The organism is Nocardia sp. NPDC004278 (assembly GCF_053602975.1).
Map to the genome: position 1 here is coordinate 1 of NZ_JBSGEQ010000056.1, position 18,992 is coordinate 18,992.

The 18,992-nt window shown below is 67.7% G+C and carries 17 protein-coding genes and 1 riboswitch; of the genes, 15 read left to right on the forward strand and 2 right to left on the reverse strand.

The window, feature by feature from the left end; genetic code table 11:
• Positions 1-127: 127 nt before the first annotated feature.
• The 4 genes from ACWEO2_RS41370 (at position 128) to ACWEO2_RS41385 (ending at position 5,052) form a co-directional block, all read left to right on the forward strand.
• Positions 128-1,696, forward strand: a complete 1,569-nt coding sequence (locus ACWEO2_RS41370) for a phytoene desaturase family protein (protein ID WP_452410372.1) — start codon at positions 128-130, stop codon at positions 1,694-1,696.
• Positions 1,693-2,691: a carotenoid biosynthesis protein gene (locus ACWEO2_RS41375; protein ID WP_452410373.1), complete on the forward strand. Its 999-nt coding sequence runs from the start codon at positions 1,693-1,695 to the stop codon at positions 2,689-2,691. Before ACWEO2_RS41370 ends, ACWEO2_RS41375 begins: the two co-directional genes overlap by 4 nt.
• Positions 2,692-2,862: 171 nt before the next feature.
• Positions 2,863-3,528 carry an LppM family (lipo)protein gene (locus tag ACWEO2_RS41380; RefSeq protein ID WP_355187270.1) on the forward strand — a complete coding sequence of 222 codons (666 nt, stop codon included), beginning with the start codon at positions 2,863-2,865 and terminating at the stop codon, positions 3,526-3,528.
• Positions 3,529-3,885: 357 nt separating this feature from the next.
• Positions 3,886-5,052 carry a glycosyltransferase family 2 protein gene (locus tag ACWEO2_RS41385; protein ID WP_452410374.1) on the forward strand — a complete coding sequence of 389 codons (1,167 nt, stop codon included), beginning with the start codon at positions 3,886-3,888 and terminating at the stop codon, positions 5,050-5,052.
• A gap of 247 nt (positions 5,053-5,299) precedes the next feature.
• Here ACWEO2_RS41385 and ACWEO2_RS41390 read toward each other — a convergent pair whose 3' ends face one another.
• Positions 5,300-6,013, reverse strand: coding sequence for a hypothetical protein (locus tag ACWEO2_RS41390; RefSeq protein WP_452410375.1), 714 nt, complete (start codon positions 6,011-6,013; stop codon positions 5,300-5,302).
• 327 nt (positions 6,014-6,340) lie between these two features.
• A riboswitch (SAM riboswitch) is annotated at positions 6,341-6,434 on the forward strand.
• A 10-nt stretch (positions 6,435-6,444) separates the two neighbouring features.
• On the opposite strand from ACWEO2_RS41390, the gene ACWEO2_RS41395 reads away from it, so the two are divergent.
• The 11 genes from ACWEO2_RS41395 to ACWEO2_RS41445 all read left to right on the forward strand — a co-directional run bounded on the left by ACWEO2_RS41395 (position 6,445) and on the right by ACWEO2_RS41445 (position 17,746).
• Positions 6,445-7,437 carry an amino acid ABC transporter permease gene (locus tag ACWEO2_RS41395; protein ID WP_452410376.1) on the forward strand — a complete coding sequence of 331 codons (993 nt, stop codon included), beginning with the start codon at positions 6,445-6,447 and terminating at the stop codon, positions 7,435-7,437.
• Positions 7,434-8,237, forward strand: coding sequence for an amino acid ABC transporter ATP-binding protein (locus ACWEO2_RS41400; protein WP_452410377.1), 804 nt, complete (start codon positions 7,434-7,436; stop codon positions 8,235-8,237). Before ACWEO2_RS41395 ends, ACWEO2_RS41400 begins: the two co-directional genes overlap by 4 nt.
• A gap of 19 nt (positions 8,238-8,256) precedes the next feature.
• Positions 8,257-9,231, forward strand: a complete 975-nt coding sequence (locus tag ACWEO2_RS41405; protein WP_452410378.1) for an ABC transporter substrate-binding protein — start codon at positions 8,257-8,259, stop codon at positions 9,229-9,231.
• A 6-nt stretch (positions 9,232-9,237) separates the two neighbouring features.
• Entirely contained in the window at positions 9,238-10,371 is a 1,134-nt protein-coding gene (locus ACWEO2_RS41410; RefSeq protein ID WP_452410379.1) for an LLM class flavin-dependent oxidoreductase, read from the forward strand.
• Positions 10,368-11,987 carry an ABC transporter substrate-binding protein gene (locus tag ACWEO2_RS41415; RefSeq protein ID WP_452410380.1) on the forward strand — a complete coding sequence of 540 codons (1,620 nt, stop codon included), beginning with the start codon at positions 10,368-10,370 and terminating at the stop codon, positions 11,985-11,987. The genes ACWEO2_RS41410 and ACWEO2_RS41415 overlap by 4 nt, the downstream gene beginning before the upstream one ends.
• A 2-nt stretch (positions 11,988-11,989) precedes the next feature.
• The gene (locus ACWEO2_RS41420; RefSeq protein WP_452410381.1) at positions 11,990-12,994 is read left to right on the forward strand and encodes an ABC transporter permease; all 1,005 of its coding nucleotides are present in this window, start codon (positions 11,990-11,992) and stop codon (positions 12,992-12,994) included.
• The gene (locus ACWEO2_RS41425; protein WP_452410382.1) at positions 12,987-13,115 is read left to right on the forward strand and encodes a hypothetical protein; all 129 of its coding nucleotides are present in this window, start codon (positions 12,987-12,989) and stop codon (positions 13,113-13,115) included. The genes ACWEO2_RS41420 and ACWEO2_RS41425 overlap by 8 nt, the downstream gene beginning before the upstream one ends.
• Entirely contained in the window at positions 13,108-13,980 is an 873-nt protein-coding gene (locus ACWEO2_RS41430) for an ABC transporter permease (protein WP_452410383.1), read from the forward strand. Before ACWEO2_RS41425 ends, ACWEO2_RS41430 begins: the two co-directional genes overlap by 8 nt.
• Positions 13,977-15,653, forward strand: a complete 1,677-nt coding sequence (locus ACWEO2_RS41435; protein WP_452410384.1) for a dipeptide ABC transporter ATP-binding protein — start codon at positions 13,977-13,979, stop codon at positions 15,651-15,653. The genes ACWEO2_RS41430 and ACWEO2_RS41435 overlap by 4 nt, the downstream gene beginning before the upstream one ends.
• A gap of 138 nt (positions 15,654-15,791) precedes the next feature.
• The gene (locus ACWEO2_RS41440) at positions 15,792-16,598 is read left to right on the forward strand and encodes a DUF1684 domain-containing protein (RefSeq protein WP_452410385.1); all 807 of its coding nucleotides are present in this window, start codon (positions 15,792-15,794) and stop codon (positions 16,596-16,598) included.
• Entirely contained in the window at positions 16,595-17,746 is a 1,152-nt protein-coding gene (locus ACWEO2_RS41445; RefSeq protein WP_452410386.1) for an LLM class flavin-dependent oxidoreductase, read from the forward strand. Before ACWEO2_RS41440 ends, ACWEO2_RS41445 begins: the two co-directional genes overlap by 4 nt.
• A gap of 88 nt (positions 17,747-17,834) precedes the next feature.
• On the opposite strand, the gene ACWEO2_RS41450 is transcribed toward ACWEO2_RS41445, so the two are convergent.
• The gene (locus tag ACWEO2_RS41450; RefSeq protein WP_452410387.1) at positions 17,835-18,878 is read right to left on the reverse strand and encodes a methylenetetrahydrofolate reductase; all 1,044 of its coding nucleotides are present in this window, start codon (positions 18,876-18,878) and stop codon (positions 17,835-17,837) included.
• Positions 18,879-18,992: the final 114 nt, after the last annotated feature.

The window sequence follows — 18,992 nt, forward strand, 5'->3', positions numbered from 1 at the left end:
GACACTGCACCAACGGTCGCAGCGGAGCCGAGCGCTAGCGAGGCGGAGCTGTGACCGAGCGTAGCGAGGGCACCGATGACACTGCACCAACGGTCGCAGCGGAGCCGAGCGCTAGCGAGGCGGAGCTGTGACGGTCGTGGTCGTCGGCTCGGGCCACAACGCACTCGTCGCCGCGTGCTATCTGGCGCGCGCCGGTGAGCGTGTGACGGTACTCGAACGCGACGAGGTGCTCGGCGGCGCGGTGTCGACGGTCGAACGCTTTCCCGGCCATCTGGTCGATCGCGGCTCGTCGGCGCATATCATGGTGCGCCATACCGGGATCATCGAGGAATTGCAGCTATCGCGCTTCGGGCTGCGCTATATCGACTGTGATCCTTGGGGTTTCACGCCCGCGGGACCGGATGGCGGCGCGCCGATCGTATTCCATCGCGATCTCGATCGCACCTGCGCGGGAATCGCGGAGGTCTGCGGTGCGCGGGATGCGGCGGCGTATCGGCGCTTCGTGGAGATCTGGGGACCGCGCTCGGCGCGGGTGATGCGTGCATTCGGCGGCACGCCGACGCCGGGCAGGCTGCTGCGCTCGTTCTGGGGGCTCGACGCGCGCGACGGCGGGAGCGCGCTGTCGCGGGAGTTCCTGCAGACCGGGGATGCACTGCTGGACGCGTATTTCGACGACGAGCGGCTCAAGGCGTCGCTGGCCTGGTTCGGGGCGCAGTCCGGGCCGCCGATGTCGGAACCGGGGACCGCGCCGATGGTCGGATTCGCCGCACTGATGCATACGCTGCCGCCGGGCCGGGCCGTGGGCGGAAGTGGGGCGCTGACAGCGGCATTGGTCGCGCGGTTGCGTGCCGACGGCGGTACCGTATCGACCGGCGATGCGGTCACGGCCCTGCGCCAGGTCGGTGCGGGGTGGCAGGTTTCGACCGCCTCGGGCCGAAATCTGGACGCGGACACCGTAATCGCGGGCGCGCACGTGCTGACCACACTGGATCTGCTGCGGGACGGCGGATTCGACGGTGCGGTGCTCGATGGCTGGCAGCGGCGGATCCGGGTCGGTCCCGGCATCGGCATGGTGGTGCGGCTCGCGACCAGCGCGCTGCCGCGCTATCCCGGAAGTTCGACTGCCGAATCCGCCAATGGCCTGCAGTTTCTCGTCTCGGATCGGCGGCAGCTGCGCCGGGCGCACGGTGCGGCGTCGGCCGGGGATCTACCGCCGCGCCCGGTGGTGCTCGCGATGAGCTTCAGCGCGCTGGACCCCAGCATCGCCCCGGCCGGTGAACATCAGCTCTCGCTCTGGGCGCAGTGGCATCCCTACCAGCTAGCCGACGGAAGCGACTGGGCCGCGCACGCCGCGCCGGAGGCCGATCGGATCATCGCCGAAGTCGATTCCTACGCACCGGGGTTCGCGGCGAGTGTGCTGCGGCGGCATGTGCAGACACCCGTCGATCTGGAGCGCGAGCTGGGGCTGCGCGGTGGGAATGTGATGCATGTGGAGATGTCGCTGGATCAGATGATGCTGTGGCGGCCACTGCCGGAGCTGTCCGGGCAGCGGGTGCCGGGGGCGCCCGGGTTGTATCTGACCGGGGCGTCGACGCATCCGGGTGGTGGAGTGTCCGGAGCCAGTGGGCGCAGTGCGGCGCGGTTGGTGCTGCACGATCGACGCCGCAGCCGGTTTCCCCTGCTGCGCAGGCGATGACCGAGTCCACCGAACCGGAGCCGGTCGAACGCCCCGAGGTGCACGTGCCCGGCCCGGCGAATTCGGAGATCACCGACCAGGTGTCCGGCGCGGATTCTGGTGCGCGCCGCTGTGACGAGAGCCGCCCCAGTGCGCTCCGGATTCCGCGTTTGCGGGCGTCCTCACAATGGACGTCACGATTGCTTGTGCCGGTGGGGTTCGCGGTGCTGCTCGTGCTCGTGCAGATCGGCTATCCGCTGTCCTCGGGCGTCGCTCGCGATCGGGTGACCGTAGTGGTGGTGCTGCTTTCCGCGGGGACGGCATTGGTGCACGCGGCGGCGACGTGCGGGTTTCGGTACGCCGCGGGATTCCTGGTTATCGTCTCCGGGCTCGGGCTGCTTGCCGAGATCATCGGTACCGCAACGGGATTCCCATTCGGTTGTTATGACTACGCCGACGGTAGGTTGGGACCGGCGGTGGCGGGTGTGCCATTGGTGGTCGCGCTGGCCTGGACGGGCGGGCTGTACCCGGTGTGGGTGGTGGCTGGCCTGCTGACAAGGCATACGGCCGGGCGGATTGTGCTGACGGGGGTCGGCGCGGTGGGTTGGGATCTGTTCCTGGACCCGCAGATGGTGGCGGATGGTCAATGGAGTTGGTGCGCCACCGGTCGAGGTCTGCCCGGACTCGATGAGATTCCGTATACGAACTATCTGGGTTGGTTCGCGGTGGCGCTGGTGATGGCGGGGCTACTGACCGTCTTGGACCGGGTGGCGGGGACAGGCACTGTGGGAATGCGAGAGGCCAGCACCGCGCGCAGGTTTCCGATTCCGGCGCAGGCGCTGGTGCCGGTCGCGGTATTTCTGTGGACGTGGCTCGGGTCGACGCTGGCCCATGCGGTGTTCCTCGATCTGCCGTATTCGGCGTGGTATGGGTGTGTCGGGTCGGGAGTGCTCGGCGTACCGCTGCTGGTGCGGTTGATCAGGGCTCGGGGGAATGAAACGGTGTGGACGCGATAGCTCCGAAACTTCGGCCGACGCGTGTTCCGCCCGTCGCGTAGCAATCGGGGTCGACCGCCTGGCACGATGTGAGCCGTGCAGCCGAGTCCTCTCACCGCGATCCCCGATGCCCCGGTTCTACGTTCACCCCGGCCTAGGGTGCGGGTAGCGGCGGCAGTACTGCTGGCCGCAATGCTGGTGCCCATGCTCGCGGGCTGCTTGCGGGTCCAGGTTTCGATGGGTGTGTCGTCCAATGACCGGGTCTCCGGCCGGATCGTGGCCGCGGTCGTGCCCGCGGACGCCAATGACAAGGGCCCGCAGCTGAAGGCGCCCGATTCGCTGGCCGCCAAGGTGCGGGTCGAGCCGTACAGCCAGGACGGTTATGTCGGCAGCAAGGTGTTCTTCGAGGATCTGTCCTTCGGCGAGGTCGGCCAGCTCGGCGGACTCTCCGATCAGACCCAGGGCATGTTCAATCTGTCGTTCCAGCGCACCGGCGACCTGGTCAGCCTCAACGGCCGGGTCGACCTGAAAGCCGTTCCGCCACACGGGTCGGACGTCCAGTTCACGGTGGCCTTCCCGGCCCGCGTCGCCAAAACCAACGGCAACCGCGAGGATGACTCCACCGTCTCCTGGAAGCTCCCGGCCGGCGATGTCTCCACGCTGCGCGCCGAGGTCAGCTACGCCGACCCGAATACCCGTTCCTTCGCGGGCTGGGCCGGAATCGTCGGCGGCATCACCCTCGCCGTCGCCGCCATCATCGCCGCCATCGCCTACATGGACCGGAACCCCGCACCCCCCGGCGCCCCCGAATTCAACTTCTCCCTGAGTAGTCTCCGGCGTTCGCTCGTACGCCGCTGACATTCCGCACCCCGCACCCAGTTGTTTCGATACCGAACGCCAACGCCCGGTCGATGCTGAGCGCCACGGCACGATTGTGACGACAATCAAGACGTCGCAGTCGGCAGCAGCGATCTCGGCACGAACCGGCATTGCGATGCCATCAAGGCGCAGTGAAACGCAACGCGCGACCGAGCACCCCGCCCATGGCATACCCCATGCCGAACACCGCGACGGCACAACCGTGACCAGGACACTCGAGGCGAGAATCATGACGCCGCCGGACGCGTGGATCGCGTCGATACGAAACGCGAGTACGTCGCGCGCGCCTGATCGGCCCGACGACGGCGTCATTCGACGCACCTTGGCGGCGAGGCCATGACAGCGGCGGAGGCGCTGAAGGAGGGCTTGGCGATCGCGACGCCGTATGGTGCGGCAATCGCGCTGATCGGTTGTGGGATCGCGCTGTTCAATCGGGCGACGGTGCGCAGGCTGCCGGTGGTGCCGACGGCGGTTCTCGAACCCGTGACGATCTGTATTCCGGCGCGCGATGAGGCGCGGCGCCTGCCCGAGCTGATCGATGATCTGCGGGGCCAGGTGGGGGTGCCGCGGCTGCGGGTGTTGATCCTCGATGACGCGTCCAGTGATGGGACCGAAGCGGCCGCGGTGGCGGCGATCGCGGGTGATCCGCGATTCACGGTGATCCGATCCGAGGTCGAACCCGCACCGGGTTGGACCGGGAAGTCCGCGGCCTGTGCTCGGCTGGCCGAGCTGGCGGATGCGACGGTGCTGATATTCCTCGATGCCGATGTGCGGCTGGCCCCGCGCGCGATCGCCGCGGCAGTCACCGAACTGCGCCGGAGCCGGGCCGCATTGTTATCGCCGTGGCCGTACCAGGTGGCCGAATCGGTCGCCGAGGCGCTGGTTCAGCCGCTGCTGTGCTGGTCGTGGGCGGCGAGCCTGCCGATCGAGATCGCCGATCGCGGCCGCAGACCCTCGACGGTGGTCGCCTGCGGCCAATTCCTCGTCTTCGATGCCACGGCCTATTACGCCGTCGGCGGTCACGCGGCGGTGGCCGCCAGCCCCACCGAGGATCTGGATATCGCTCGCGCCCTGCGCCGTTCCGGTCGCCGCACCGCACTGGTCGCGGCGGGTCGCGCCGCCCGGACCCGAATGTACCGGGACGCAACCGAACTCGAGGCGGGCTACACCCGCTGGCTGTGGTCGGCCTACGGCGGCACGACCGTCGGCGGCGCAGCCGTGGGAGCTATTGCAGCACTGGCCTATTGGGTACCTCCGCTGGCCGCCGTCGCCGGTCACGGCCGGGTGCGCGCCGCCGGTCTCCTCGGCTACAGCGCCGCGGTCACCGGCCGCTTACTCGCCCGCTCACTCGAAAGCGGCTCACTGACCCGCGCCGATATCCTTGCCGCCCTGGCCCACCCGGTCTCCATCGCCGCCTATCTACGCCTGTGGTCCCGCTCGCGCCGCGCCCACCGCGCGAACACGTTGACCTGGAAATCCCGCCACCTCGACACCGCCCACTGACCGAGACCAGGCCGAATCCATGGCGGCAATGCCCGACCGACCCGCCACCAGATCTTGATCAATCGGGCAGTCGCACGCCCGAAACCAGCTGACGCCATATCCCAGGCCGGGCCTGGCAGCCCGCTCCCCAAACGGCATGGCGACCCCGGACGTCGACCGGCTCAGCGCACGCCAGCTGGCGCCATATCCAGGCCGGGCCCGGCACCCGCTCCCCAAACGGCATGGCGACCTCAGACGTCGGCCGGTCTCAGCGCACCGAGGTGATGCCGACCGTCGGGAGGAAGAAGCAGGGCTTGCCGCCGTTGTCCATGGTGCCGAACACCGCGGCCAGGACGGTGCCGGAACCGGTCTCGACGGGGACGGCGCGGATGCCTCCGGTGGGGAATGTGGCGAAGAAGTTCTGGAAGGCGCGTTCGGCGAGTGGTCGCATTTCGGCAGGGATTTCCGCGGGCACCATGGTTCGGACGACGTCGGAGATCGGGCCCATGGCGGTGACGCCGCTGCGGCCATTGGCCAGGTTCAGCCAGGCGACGTTCATGCCGGAGATGTTCGTGCTGTCCGGGGCTACGCCGTAGGGCATGAAGGTGAACAGGGTTTGGCCCGTTTTGACCGCGGACAGGTCTAGTCCCGGAATGGCCACGGTGGTCTTGGGCCACGGCCCGGGCACAGCACCCGCGACGGCGGGGACCAGGCCGAGGGAGTTGCTGCTGGAGCAGAACGCCGCAGCCGCCGGGTACAGGAACGGGTCGATGCCCAAGGCGCGCAGCGCCTCGACGGTGGCTTGGTAAGCACCGAACGCATCTCCGGGTGCGGCTTGGACGGACGGCGCCGGCGCCGCCGGGATTGCGGCTCCGGGTATCGGCGCAGGTACCGCGACGGCGAGGCCGGGGGCGGCGAGCGTCAGCGCGGCCGCACCGGTCGCGATGGCGGTAAGCGTGGTCAGACGGCGCAGCAGGGTCACGTGAACCTCCTCAGCGTCGGGCACGAACGAGGTCAGAGAGTACTCCAGCAAACCACCGGAACTGCGCTGATTTCGACTGGCAACGCCATCGCGTCGCGCACCGTACCGGACCGTCGCGACGAAACGCCGGTTGCACCCTCCAGGCGAAATACGCCGGACGGACCGCACCCGAAGCGTCGCGATCCACCGCACGACCCGGTCGATAATCCCTGTTCACGACCGTTCGGACAAGATCTGCGCTCACACTGATTCGTACCCTTGTGCCGGAGTTCGCCTGCTTCGCATGATGTTTCGGCTAGACCGACCGACCCGTGCTCGGCGTCGGACACACCATCCAGAGCGACCGAGAGACCTGGCTCGTCGACGTCGCAGCAACCCCCCGGTCATCGGGTGCGGGTGCTTCCGCCGGGAACGATGGAGGAACCGAAATCATGAGCGCGTCCGTTGCATCCGATGCCCGATCGGATGTTCCGATACCGGGTGCACCCGGCACTGCCGTAACCATCGCCTACGCACCGCCGATCGCCAGGGCCTGGCATCCGTGGCGCTGGGTGATCAGCGCCATCGCGCTGGTACTGCTCGCGCAGTTCATCCATGGACTGGTCACCAATCCGGGCTGGGATTGGTCGACCTTCGCCAAATACTTCACCGCGAAGTCGGTGTTATCGGCGCTGAAGGTCACCTTGGAGCTGACCCTGTGGGGTACCGCACTCGGATTCCTGATCGGCACCGCACTGGCAATCGCCCGGTTGTCGAATAATCCGGTGCTGCGGGTGATCTCGTGGGTCTATATCTGGGCGTTCCGCTCGATTCCGTTGATCGTGCAGCTGCTGTTCTGGTTCAACATCGCCTACCTCTACAACACGCTTTCGCTCGGCATCCCGTTCGGCCCCGAATTCCTCACCTTCGAGGTGAACGGGGTGATCAGCGGGTTCACCGCGGCGGTCATCGGCCTCGCGTTGCATCAGGCCGCATATTCGGCCGAGATCATCCGGGCCGGATTCATCTCGGTCGATCCCGGACAGTTGGAAGCCGCCGCGGCACTCGGGATTCCGCGGCTGCGACAGTTCCGCACCGTCGTCGTCCCGCAGGCGATGCGCTCGATCCTGCCGAATGCGACCAATGAGGTGATCAGCCTGTTCAAGGGCACCTCGATCGTTTCGGTAATGGCGATCGCGGAACTCTTCTACCAGGTCCAGGTCATCTACGGACGCAACGGCCGGGTGGTGCCACTGCTCATGGTCGCGACGGTCTGGTACATCGTGCTGACCACGATTCTCTCGGTGGCGCAGTACTACATCGAACGGCACTATGCCAAGGGCGCGCACCGGACACCGCCACCGACGCCGATCCAGCAGGTGTGGCACAAGCTGCGCGAAATCGCCGAAAGCGGGTCCGCCGCACCGCGCGGAGCCACCCGATGAGCGCACCGGTCACTGCAACGAACGACACCACCGTCGACAAAGCCCCCGCCGTCGCAGTTCGCGGCGTGCGAAAGTCCTACGGCACCACCGAAGTACTGCGCGGTATCGACCTGACGGTGCGGGCGGGTGAGGTGGTCACCGTGATCGGCCCGTCCGGCTCCGGCAAGTCGACACTGCTGCGGGTGATCAACCACCTGGAGTCCCTGGACGCGGGCACCGTGCACATCGACGGCGAGCTGATCGGATATCGGCTGCGCCGCAATAGGTTGCACGCGCTATCGGATCGCGAGGTGCGCAAGCAGCGCTCGCATATCGGCTTCGTCTTCCAGCAGTTCAATCTCTTCCCGCACCTGACGGTGCTCGACAATGTCACGCTCGCACCGATTTCCGCGCAGGGTCGCCCGCGCAAGGAGATCGAGCGCGAGGCCGAGGAACTGCTGGACCGGGTCGGCATCGGCGAACTGGCCGACGCCTATCCGCGGCGGCTGTCCGGCGGACAGCAGCAGCGGGTGGCCATTGCCAGGGCGTTGGCGCTGCGACCGCCGGTGATCCTGTTCGACGAACCGACCTCGGCACTGGATCCGGAACTCGTCGGCGAAGTTCTCGACGTGATCCGCGATCTCGCCGACGGTGGCACCGCGCTGGTGATCGTCACCCACGAAATCGGGTTCGCCCGTGAGGTGGCCGACACCGTGGTCTTTCTCGACGGCGGCGTGATCGTCGAACAGGGCCCGCCCGCTGCCGTACTCGACAACCCCCGGCACCCGCGCACCCGCGCATTTCTATCCCGAGTCCGTTGAGCGCGGTGCGCGCTCCCCGATGAACAGGTATTCAATGAAGCTCACCGCCCTGGTCGGCCTGACCGCCACGGTCGCGTTGCTGGCCACCGGCTGCGGCACCGACCCCGATGCGGAAAACTCCGCGCAGCCCGCCGGTTCCATCACCTTCGACCTGTCCCCCGGCCAGTCCGGCCGGATCCACCCGCCCAAGGTCGACGCCATCGCCGCCGAACTGCCGCAGGCCATTCGCGACCGCGGCACGCTGGTGGTCACCGGTTCGGGTGGCGCGGCACCACCGCTGCGGTTCTACGCCACCGACGATAAGACCATCGTCGGGTCCGAAGTCGATTTCGCCTCCCTCATCGCCGACATCCTCGGACTGAAACTCGTTGCGCAGGTGGCCGATTGGTCGCAGAACTTCGTGCGGGTCGACTCCGGCGAGGCGGATGTGTTCATCTCCAACGTCACCGTGACCGAGGAGCGCAAGGAGAAATACGACTTCGCCACCTACCGCAATGACACCGTCGCGCTGGAGATCCCCGAGCAGAGCACGCTCGACTACCGGGATCGCAAGAGCCTGGCGGGCAAGCGGATCGGCGTCGGCAGCGGCACCAATCAGGAACAGCTGCTGGTGAAGTGGAACGAGCAGAACATCGCCGAGGGCCTGCCCGCGATCGATATCGCCTACTTCCAGCAGGTCACCGACTACTACCTGGCGCTGGCCTCGCAGCGCCTGGACGGCTACATCGGGCCCGATCCGTCCGCGATCTACCACAGCACCACCGCGAATCAGACCAAGATCGTCGCGACCTTCTCCGGCGCCGGTGACACGCTGCAGGGCGAGATCGGTGTGCTCACCAAGAAGGACAACGGTCTGATCGGCCCCATCAACAAGGCCATCAACAACGCCATCCAGACCGGCACCTACCAGCAGGTCATCGACCGATGGGGGCTGAAGACCGAAACCGTGCCGAGCTCGCGGATCAACCCGCCCGGCCTACCGAAGAAGTCGTGATCGCGCATGAAATTCCTGCTGTTCACCCTCGTCACCCGAGTACCCGACCCGAGCACCGGACGACTGCCGGAGACCGGGGAAAGACTCACCGATGTCATCGAGCAGGCTCGTCTCGCCGAGGAACTCGGCTACGACGGGTTCGCCGTCGGTGAGCGGCACGAGGATCCATTCCTTTCGGCCGCGCCGCCGGTGATCCTGTCCCACATTGCCGCGGTCACCTCCCGGATCAGCCTGTTCACCGCGGTCACCACGCTGAGTCTGCTGGATCCGGTGCGCGCGTTCGAGGACTACTCGACTCTGGACAACCTCTCCGGCGGTCGCCTCGAACTGATCATCGGCAAGGGCAATGGCGCGGCGCAGGCAAAGCTGTACCACGTCACCACCGAGGATCAGTGGGATCGCAATCGCGAAGGCTACGAACTGTTTCGGGCGCTATGGGACAGCGACAGCGTGACCTGGTCCGGTCGATTCCGTCCGGACTTGGTCGAGGCCAAGGCCCTGCCGCGGCCGTGGCAGCCGCGCATCCGGATCTGGCACGGCAGTGCGACCAGTCTCGATTCGGTGGAACTCGCGGCGCGCCATGGTGACCCACTGTTCTCGGCCAACGTCACCAATCCGATCGAGCCGTATGCCGAACTGGTGCGCCACTATCGGGAGCGCTGGGAGCACTACGGGCACGATCCGGCCGACGCCCTGGTCGGCGCGGGTACCGCCGGATTCCACGTGGCACGCACGTCGCAGCAGGCCCTCGATGGATACCGCCCGATCTTCGAGGCGCGACTGGCGCTGGCGCGCAAGCTCGGCCTGCCGATCGTCTTCGAGGCCCTCGACGATTTCGTCGCGCGCAGTTCGGCATTGGTCGGCAGTCCGGAGCAGGTGATCGACAAGGTGGGCCGCCAGCACGAGGCCTTCGGGCATGAGGTGATCCATCTGTCCGCCGAACGCGACGGCCGCACCGAGGCCGAACATCGCGACAGCCTCGAACTCTTCCAGGCCGAGGTGGCGCCCGAACTGCGCCGCCGCATTCCGAGTAGGCCGCTGGCCAGCAACGGCGGTGGTGGTGGGCGTCCCAGCACCGAATACGACATCGATTCCCGCGGCGAACTCGTCCGCACCGAAGCATCTGGAGTACCACAGTGATCCGTCCCCACCATCGCATCGCGGCCGTGGCCGCCGCCGTCACCGCGGCCGCGAGTCTGGCTGCCTGCAGCAGCGATTCGGCCTCGGGCGGCGCCGACGCGGGACCGCCGAAGCCGGGCGGGACCTTGCGTTACGGCCTCTCCCAGGCCCCGACCTGCTCGGATCCGGCGCAAGCCGGCACCAACCAGACGCTGTATGTGACCCGTCAGATCGTGGATTCGCTGACCGATCAGGATCCCAAGACCGGTGAGATCAAGCCCTGGCTGGCCAAGAGCTGGGAGATCTCACCCGACGCCAAGGTATTCACCTTCCACCTGGCCGATGGCGTCACCTTCAGCGATGGCACACCGCTCACCGCGGATTCGGTACGGAGCACCTTCGATTCGGTGATCAAACTGGGCGCGGCCAAAACCCCGCTCGGCTCCAGCTATCTCACCAACTATGTCGCAACGACCGCGGTCGACAAGCTGACCGCACGGGTCGAATTCAGCAAGCCCAATGCCCAGTTCCTGCAGGCATCCTCGACAGCTCAACTCGGCATTCAAGGCGACGCCACCACGGCCGCACCCGCCGATCAGCGCTGCCTGGGCGACAATGTCGGCAGCGGCCCGTTCACCTATGCGTCCTGGCGGCAGGACGCCTCGGCGACCCTGGCCAAACGCGCCGGGTACAACTGGGGTTCGGCGGTCTTCGCCCATCAGGGCGAGGCCTACCTCGACAAGATCGAATTCACGGTCGTGCCCGAATCCGGTGTACGCACCGGCAGTCTCATCTCCGGCCAGCTCGATGCGGTCAGCGACGCGCTGCCGCAGGACGCGCCGCAGATCGAGGCGGCGAGCGGTCGGGTACTGAGCACCGCGAATCCCGGTGTGCCATTCGGCTTCCAGACCAATGTGACCCGGGGCCCGCTGCGCGATGCCGCGGTGCGCCAGGCGCTGCTGCCAGCGATCGACCGGAAACAACTGGTGGACACCGTACTCGGCCCGCAGTTCAAACCCGCCACCAGCACACTGGCCAGCAGCACGCCCGGCTACCAGGATCTTTCGGCGCGGCTGGCCTACGACCCGACCAAGGCGAGCGGCATCCTCGACCAGGCGGGCTGGACGCCCGGCGGTGACGGCATTCGCACGAAGAATGGTGAGCGCCTGTCCTTCTCGGTGCTCTTCAGTCAGGCGTTCGCGGGCAACCAGGCAATTCTGGAGCTGGTACAGCAGCAGCTGCGCCAGATCGGTGTCGAGCTGAAGCTGGATCTGGTGTCGGGCCCGGAGAGCACGGCCCGACAGAACGTCAAGGATTTCGACACCACCTACTACAACACCACCCGCGCCGACGGTGACATCCTGCGCACCTCCTTCAGCATCGACGGTCGCAATCTCAATGCCCGCGAACGCATTCCGGCGCTGGATGACGTGCTCGACGGTCAGCTCAGCGCTTCCGATGCCGCAGCACGCACCGCGCTGATCCGCACCGCCCAACAGGCGGTACTCGACGCGGGGCTGTGGATTCCGACGGTCGAACTATCCCAGGCCATCGGCGCGGCGCAGAGCGTGCGGGATCTGAAGTTCGAGGCCTCGGCCCGGCTGCAGTTCTTCGATGCCTGGTTGAGCGGGCGGTAGTCATGGCTCGGTATGTGGTTGTTCGGGTACTGCAGGCGATATGGGTGCTGTGGGCGGCCTTCACCATCTCGTTCGTGGTGCTGTACCTGCTGCCCGCCGATCCGGTCTCCATCGCAGCCGACGGTGCGGGTGCTGGCACCCCGATCGATAAGGCCGCGATCGCCGAACTGCAGGCGCGCTATGGACTGGATCGCCCACTATGGGAGCAGTATTGGACCGCGCTGATGAATGCAGCGACCGGCGACCTCGGCCACTCCATCAGCACCGGCCAGCCGGTCACCCGCGCGCTCGGTGACGCGGTGCCCAATACCCTGGGATTGGCCGGGCTCGCCCTGCTCTTCGCCGTGATCGGCGGGGTCGGCGTGGCGTTCGCGGCCACCTACACCCGTCGTCCGTGGTTGCGCAACGCGCTGAGCTCGGTGCCCTCGCTCGGGGTTTCGGTTCCGACCTTCTGGACGGGACTGCTATTGCTGCAGCTGTTCTCGTTCCGCTGGCACCTGGCCCCGGCATTCGGCGGTCACGGCCTCGAGGGCACGGTGCTGCCCGCGCTGACCCTCGCGATCCCGATCGGCGCGGTCATCGCGCAGGTGCTGACGGCCGGACTCGAATCGACCTGGCGGCAGCCCTTCGTCGATGTGGCACTGGCCAAGGGCGGTTCGCGCGCCTGGGTGCTGCGCAAACATGTGCTGCGGCCCGCCAGCGTGCCCACCTTCACCATCGCCGGAGTGCTGGTCGGCAATATGCTCGCCGGTTCGGTAGTGGTCGAGACCGTCTTCGCCCGTCAGGGTGTCGGGCGGCTCACCCAGACCTCCGTACTCGCCCAGGACATTCCGGTCGTACAGGGCATCGTACTGCTGACCTCGACCGTATTCGTCACCGTGAATCTGGCGGTGGACCTGCTGTATCCGCTGCTCGATCCGCGCATAGCCGGACGCTCCCGCAGTAGAACAACCGATTCCGCGACCGCCGATACCGATACCACACAGGAGGTGGTCGTGCATGCCTGAGGCATTCGTTCGCCATGTGCTACGCGACCGAACCACCGCAGTGCGCGACAGCGCCGGACTCCTCGCTCTCGGCTCGCGGCTGCCCGCCGACCTTCGACCGCAGGTGGCCGATCATGGTTGACGTCATCGATGAGCCGAGGCGTGTCGCGCTACCGCGGCTACGGCGGCCTTTGCTGGGGTGGAAGGCGCTGCGCGGCAATGCCGTAGTCGTGCTGTCGGGTGCCGTGGCCGCGCTGGCACTCGGCTGGGCGCTGTTCCCTTCGGTATTCGCCAGCGGTGACCCGCTGACCGGCGTACCCGCACAGAAGTTCCAGGGGCCGAGCACCGAGCACTGGTTCGGCACCGACAATCTCGGGCGCGATCTGTACACCCGGACGGTGCACGGCGCGGGGCTCTCGCTCACCGCCACCCTCTCGGCGGTCGCCATCGCACTGGTCGCCGGTTCGATTCTCGGGCTGCTGTCCGGGTCGATCGGCGGCATCGTCGACACCGTCATCATGCGATTCGTCGATGTGCTGCTATCGATTCCGTCGCTGTTGCTATCACTGGCCCTGGTCACCGCGCTCGGCTTCGGCACCCGGAATGTGGCCGTCGCGGTGGGTGTTTCGCTCATCGCCAACTTCGCCAGGGTAATGCGCTCGGAGGTGCTGCGCGTGCGCCAGGCGCCCTATGTAGAGGCCGCACACGCGTCCGGCGTTCGCTGGTACACGGTGCTCGCCCGCCACGTCCTGCCGAACTCCTATCAGCCCGTTCTCGCCCTGGCCGCGGTCGAATTCGGCATGGCGGTGCTGGCGGTCTCCGCACTGAGCTTCCTCGGCTACGGCGCGAAACCGCCGACACCCGAATGGGGTTCGCTGATCTCCGAGGGCCGCAACTTCCTCGCCACCGCCTGGTGGCTGACCACCCTGCCCGGCCTGGTCATCATTGCCGTCGTTCTCTCGGCCCAACGCCTCGGCCGGGCCGTAGGAAGGAGTCACCGCGCATGAGTGAGCGCAGCACGGCCGCCGAGGTCGCCGACCGAGCCGATACCACCGCGGACTCACGGTCGGATTTGCTCGGCATCGAGGGCCTGTACGTTCGCTATCGCTCCGACAGCGGCACCGTCACCGCCCTGGCAGACGTTTCCCTCACCGTCGCCCGCGGCGAAGTCGTGGCACTTGTCGGCGAATCCGGTTCCGGCAAGTCGACGCTCGCCCAATCGGTGATCGGCCTGCTCGGACCGAATGCCGAGATCACCGGCGGGACCGTCACTTTCGACGGAGCAAAGGTGGACACCGCATCCGAGCGTGCGCTGCGGCGTATTCGCGGTGCGCGCATCGGATTCGTGCCCCAGGATCCCGGGTTGTCACTCAATCCGGTGCGCCGCGTCGGTGCTCAGGTCGCCGAAGCGCTGCTGGTCCACGGGCTGGCCGATCGGCGCGACGCGGCCGCGCGGGCAGTCGAACTGCTCGCCGAGGCCGGACTGGACCGACCGGAATTGCGGGCCGCACAGTATCCGCACGAATTATCCGGTGGCCAGCGGCAACGGGTATTGATCGCGGCAGCGCTGATCGCCGGACCGGAGTTGGTCATCGCCGATGAGCCGACCAGCGCGCTCGACGCCACGGTGGCACGGCGGGTGCTGGACAAACTCGCCGCCCAGACCGCGGCAAGGGGCACTGCGGTGCTACTGATCACCCACGATCTCGCGATCGCCGCCGAACGGGCCGATCGCCTCGTGGTGCTCAGCGGCGGGGAGATCGTCGAAACCGGTCCGACGGCCACGGTGCTCGCCGAGCCCCGGCATCCGTATACGAAGCGACTGCTCGCAGCCTCGCCCAGCCTGGCCCCATTCGACGGTTTCCGTGCACCGCGGGTCAGCGCCGGTCCACCGCTGCTGACGGTTCGCGATGTGCACAAGCGCTTTCGCGCACAGGCCGGTGCTGCGGTGACCGCGGTCGCGGGCGTCGGATTCGAACTCGGGCGTGGCGAAACCCTCTCGCTGGTCGGCGAATCCGGCTCCGGCAAGTCGACCACCGCGCGAATCGCCCTGCGGCTCACCGAACCCGACAGCGGTGTGGTCACCTTCGACGGACACGATCTGACCACGGTGCCGGGCGGACGGCTGCGCGCGCTGCGCCAACGCTTCCAGGTGGTCTACCAGAATCCCTACGGCTCACTGGATCCGCGTTGGCGGATCGGCTCGATCATCGAGGAACCACTGCGGGCCTACGCGGTCGGTGACCGCAAGGCCAGGCAGGCGCGGGTCCGCGAACTGCTCGACCAGGTCGCGCTGCCGGAGCACTTCGCGCAGCGCCGCCCCGCGGAATTATCCGGCGGACAACGCCAACGCATCGCCATCGCCCGCGCCCTCGCCCTGCACCCCGACCTGCTGGTGCTCGACGAACCGGTGTCCGCGCTCGACGCCTCGGTGCAGGCCCAGATCCTGGAACTGCTGGACCGTCTGCAAACCGAACTCGGACTGAGCTACCTGTTCATCTCCCACGACCTCGCCGTGGTGCGCCGCATCAGCGACCGTGTCGCGGTGATGCGCCACGGCCGCATCGTCGAATCCGGTTCCACCGCCGACATTTTCGACAACCCGCAGCACGAGTACACCCGCGAACTGCTGTCGGCCATTCCCACACCGCACGCCACCGCATCGGAGGCGGCCCGATGACGTGCGCCGAAGCCGCGGTCGCGCTACGCATCGCGACGCATCGCATTGGTCTACTCCCCCAGGAACCGGTCCCCTTCCATTTGACCTCGGCCTACGCCACCCCCATCGCAATCGCATACTCGAAGGAGCCAGCGCGTCATGACGACCAGTATCACCAGTCTTTTCGAAACCGAGTGGGCGCATTGGCACACCGCCAGGGAGGATCAGCTGCGCGATCCGCTCGGCTTCCTGAGCCTGACCGGATTGCATTGGCTCACCGACCAACCCGAGCACCTTCCGGACGTACCCGGCACCTGGTGGGTCACCGATGACAAGGTGTTCATCACCGCCCAACCCGCCGACCGGCTGGAGTTCGATGGCAGCGGTATCGCGGGCGTGCAGATCGTCGCACCGGCCGAGGGCGCGCCGGGACTCAGTGTGCTGCACGAGAATCGGGTACTCGAGGTGATCCGCCGCACCGGCCGGTACGCCGTGCGCGTGCACGATCCGGCCGCGCCGACGCTGCTGAGCTTCGAGGGCATTCCCGCGTACGCCCCCGATCCGCGCTGGGTGGTCGAAGGGCGCTTCGAACCGTTCGACGAGTCGCGCACGATCACCACCGGCGCCGTCGTCGACGGTCTCGAACATCACCACACCGCCTCGGGCACCATCGAATTCACCATCGGCGAGGCCACCGAGCGCGTCATCGCCTTCGGCGAGCCGACCAGCCTGCGGGTGCTGTTCACCGACGCCACCAGCGGCGTCACCACCTATCCGGCGGCCCGCTCGCTTGCCGTACCGGCCCCCGATGCGGACGGCACCGTGCGCCTCGACTTCAACCGAGCGGCCAATCTGCCGTGCGCCTTCACCGATTTCGCCACCTGCCCGCTGGCACCCGCCGAGAACCGGCTGCGGGTCGCCATCGAAGCGGGAGAACAGCATCCGCGTCCAGGACGGTCCGCATGACGATCCCCCTTTCCATCCTCGACCTCGCCCCGATCAGCGTCGGATCGACCGCACAGCAGGCGCTGCGCAACACCATCGATCTGGCCCAGCACGCCGAACAGTGGGGCTACCACCGCTATTGGCTGGCCGAACATCATTTCGTCTCGGTGGCGAGTTCGTCCTCGATTACGCTGATCGGTCTGGTCGCCGCGGCCACCACGCGCATTCGGGTCGGCTCGGCGGCGGTCCAGGTCGGCCATCACACCTCGGCATCGATCGTGGAGGCATTCGGCACCATCGATGCCATCTATCCGGGCCGACTCGACCTCGGCCTCGGCCGATCCGGACATCGCCGCACCCAATTCGGCGCACAGCCCGCCCAGCAGAAGGGCGGTCACCCGGTCGTCGATGCCGTTACCGGCCGCACCGAGGTCCGGGACGGCGTGGTGGTTCCGCCGCCATTCGATCCGGGACGGATCACCGATAAGTCGAGGTTCATCGCCGCGCTCGGCGCACTGCAACAGCAGGGCGCACAGGCGCTGGACTTCCCGGACCAGGTCGATGAGGTGCGGGCGCTACTCAACGGCACCTACCGGAGCACCGAAGGCATTGCGCTGCACGCGGTTCCGGGTGAGGGCGCACAGGTCGAGCTGTGGCTGTTCGGCAGTTCGGCCAGCGAGAGCGCCGAACTGGCGGGCAAACTCGGCCTCCCGTTCGCCGCGGCCTACCACGTCTCCCCCGGCACCGCCCTGGACGCGGTGGCTGCCTACCGAGCGGCCTTCCGGCCCTCGGTCGATCTCGCCGAGCCCTATGTGGTGATCTCCGCGGATGTGGTCGTCGCGCCCGATGACGCCCGCGCCCAGCATCTGGCCGCCACCTACGGCCACTGGGTGCACAGCATCCGCAGCGGCACCGGCGCGGCCGACTTCCTCGACCCGGACACCGCCACCCCGCTGACCCCGCAACAGCGCCGACTGGTCGACGACCGCATCGCCACCCAGTTCGTCGGCAGCCCGCGCACCGTCGTGGAACGCCTACAGGCCCTGCAACGAGTCACCGGCGCCAACGAACTCCTCGTCACCAGCGTCACCCACCGCCATGAGGACCGTCTCGAATCCCATCGGCTCCTCGCCGACGCCTGGGGTCTACGGTCGGCGCGGGCCGCCTGACCCCATGCCGCAGCCCCGGTCCTCGAGCACCGGGGCTGCGGGATGAGTAAACCAACTCGTCGGGCGCGCCCAGCACCCGACTACCTAGCTAGCTGTCGGTCCGCGACGCCACAGGTGCGGCACCAACGACCGGCAAAAGCCCCGGGGCGGCGGTTACGCCATAGCCGAGGTTCGTGAGGACCTCACCGGTGGCCTTGGCGAAGTTCAGTGTGATGAAGTGCAGGCACGGCGCACCCTCATCGATGAGCCGCTGGCCCATCTCCGTGGCGATTTCGATGCCGACCGCACGGACCGCGGCCGCGTTCTCCTCCGGGCCATTGCCCGCGGCCTTGCGCAAACGCTCCACGACCGCGGCGGGAAGCGGACGACCGCACAGCTCCTCGGCGCGCGCGACGGTGCGCAGGGACGTGATGGGCATCAGCTCCGGGATGATCGGCTTCGCGCCCTCGATCGGATCGAAGGCCGCGAGGCGATCGCGCAGGCGCAGGTAGTGTTCGACGTCGAAGAACATCTGGGTGATCGAATACTCCGCGCCCGCACGCAGTTTCGCGGCCAGATACGCGGTGTCGTGTTCCAGATCCGGCGAGCGGTGGTGCCCCTGCGGGAACGAGGCGACGCCGACATGGAAGTCGCCGAGATCACGGACGATGCGGACCAGTTCCTCGGCATAGGCGACACCCTCGGGATGTTTGCGCCATTCGCCGAGCGGATCGCCGGGCGGGTCGCCGCGCAGCACCAGGATATTGCGGATACCCGAATCGGCATACGCGCCGACCAGCGAGCGCAGTTCGGCGACGCTGTGCTCGACGGCGGTCAGATGCGCCACCGGCAGCAGGGTGGTCTCCTGGGCCAGTGCGCCGGTGATCCGCACGGTGCGGTCGCGGGTGCTGCCGCCCGCACCGTAGGTCATCGAGACGAAGGCCGGATGCATGCGCTCGAAGGTGCGCGCGGCCCGCCACAGCCGCGCCTCGCCCGCGGCGTCACGCGGCGGATTGAACTCCACCGAGAAGGGCACGGAACCCCCTGAATGGGTCCGCAGACTCTGTACGACCGAGGGTGTTCCAGAGACGATCGGTGGCGTCGGGGACGGTCGGCCAGGGGTCGAACGTCCCCGCACGTTATCGAAAGTCACCGGTCCAGTGTAGTGGTGGCCGGTCACGGCCCTTTCGGGTCGTCGTGACCGGACGCGTATTCTGCGACCAGGCGACACGTTCGCCATCGCCGGGAGACACGCGCGACCGTCCGC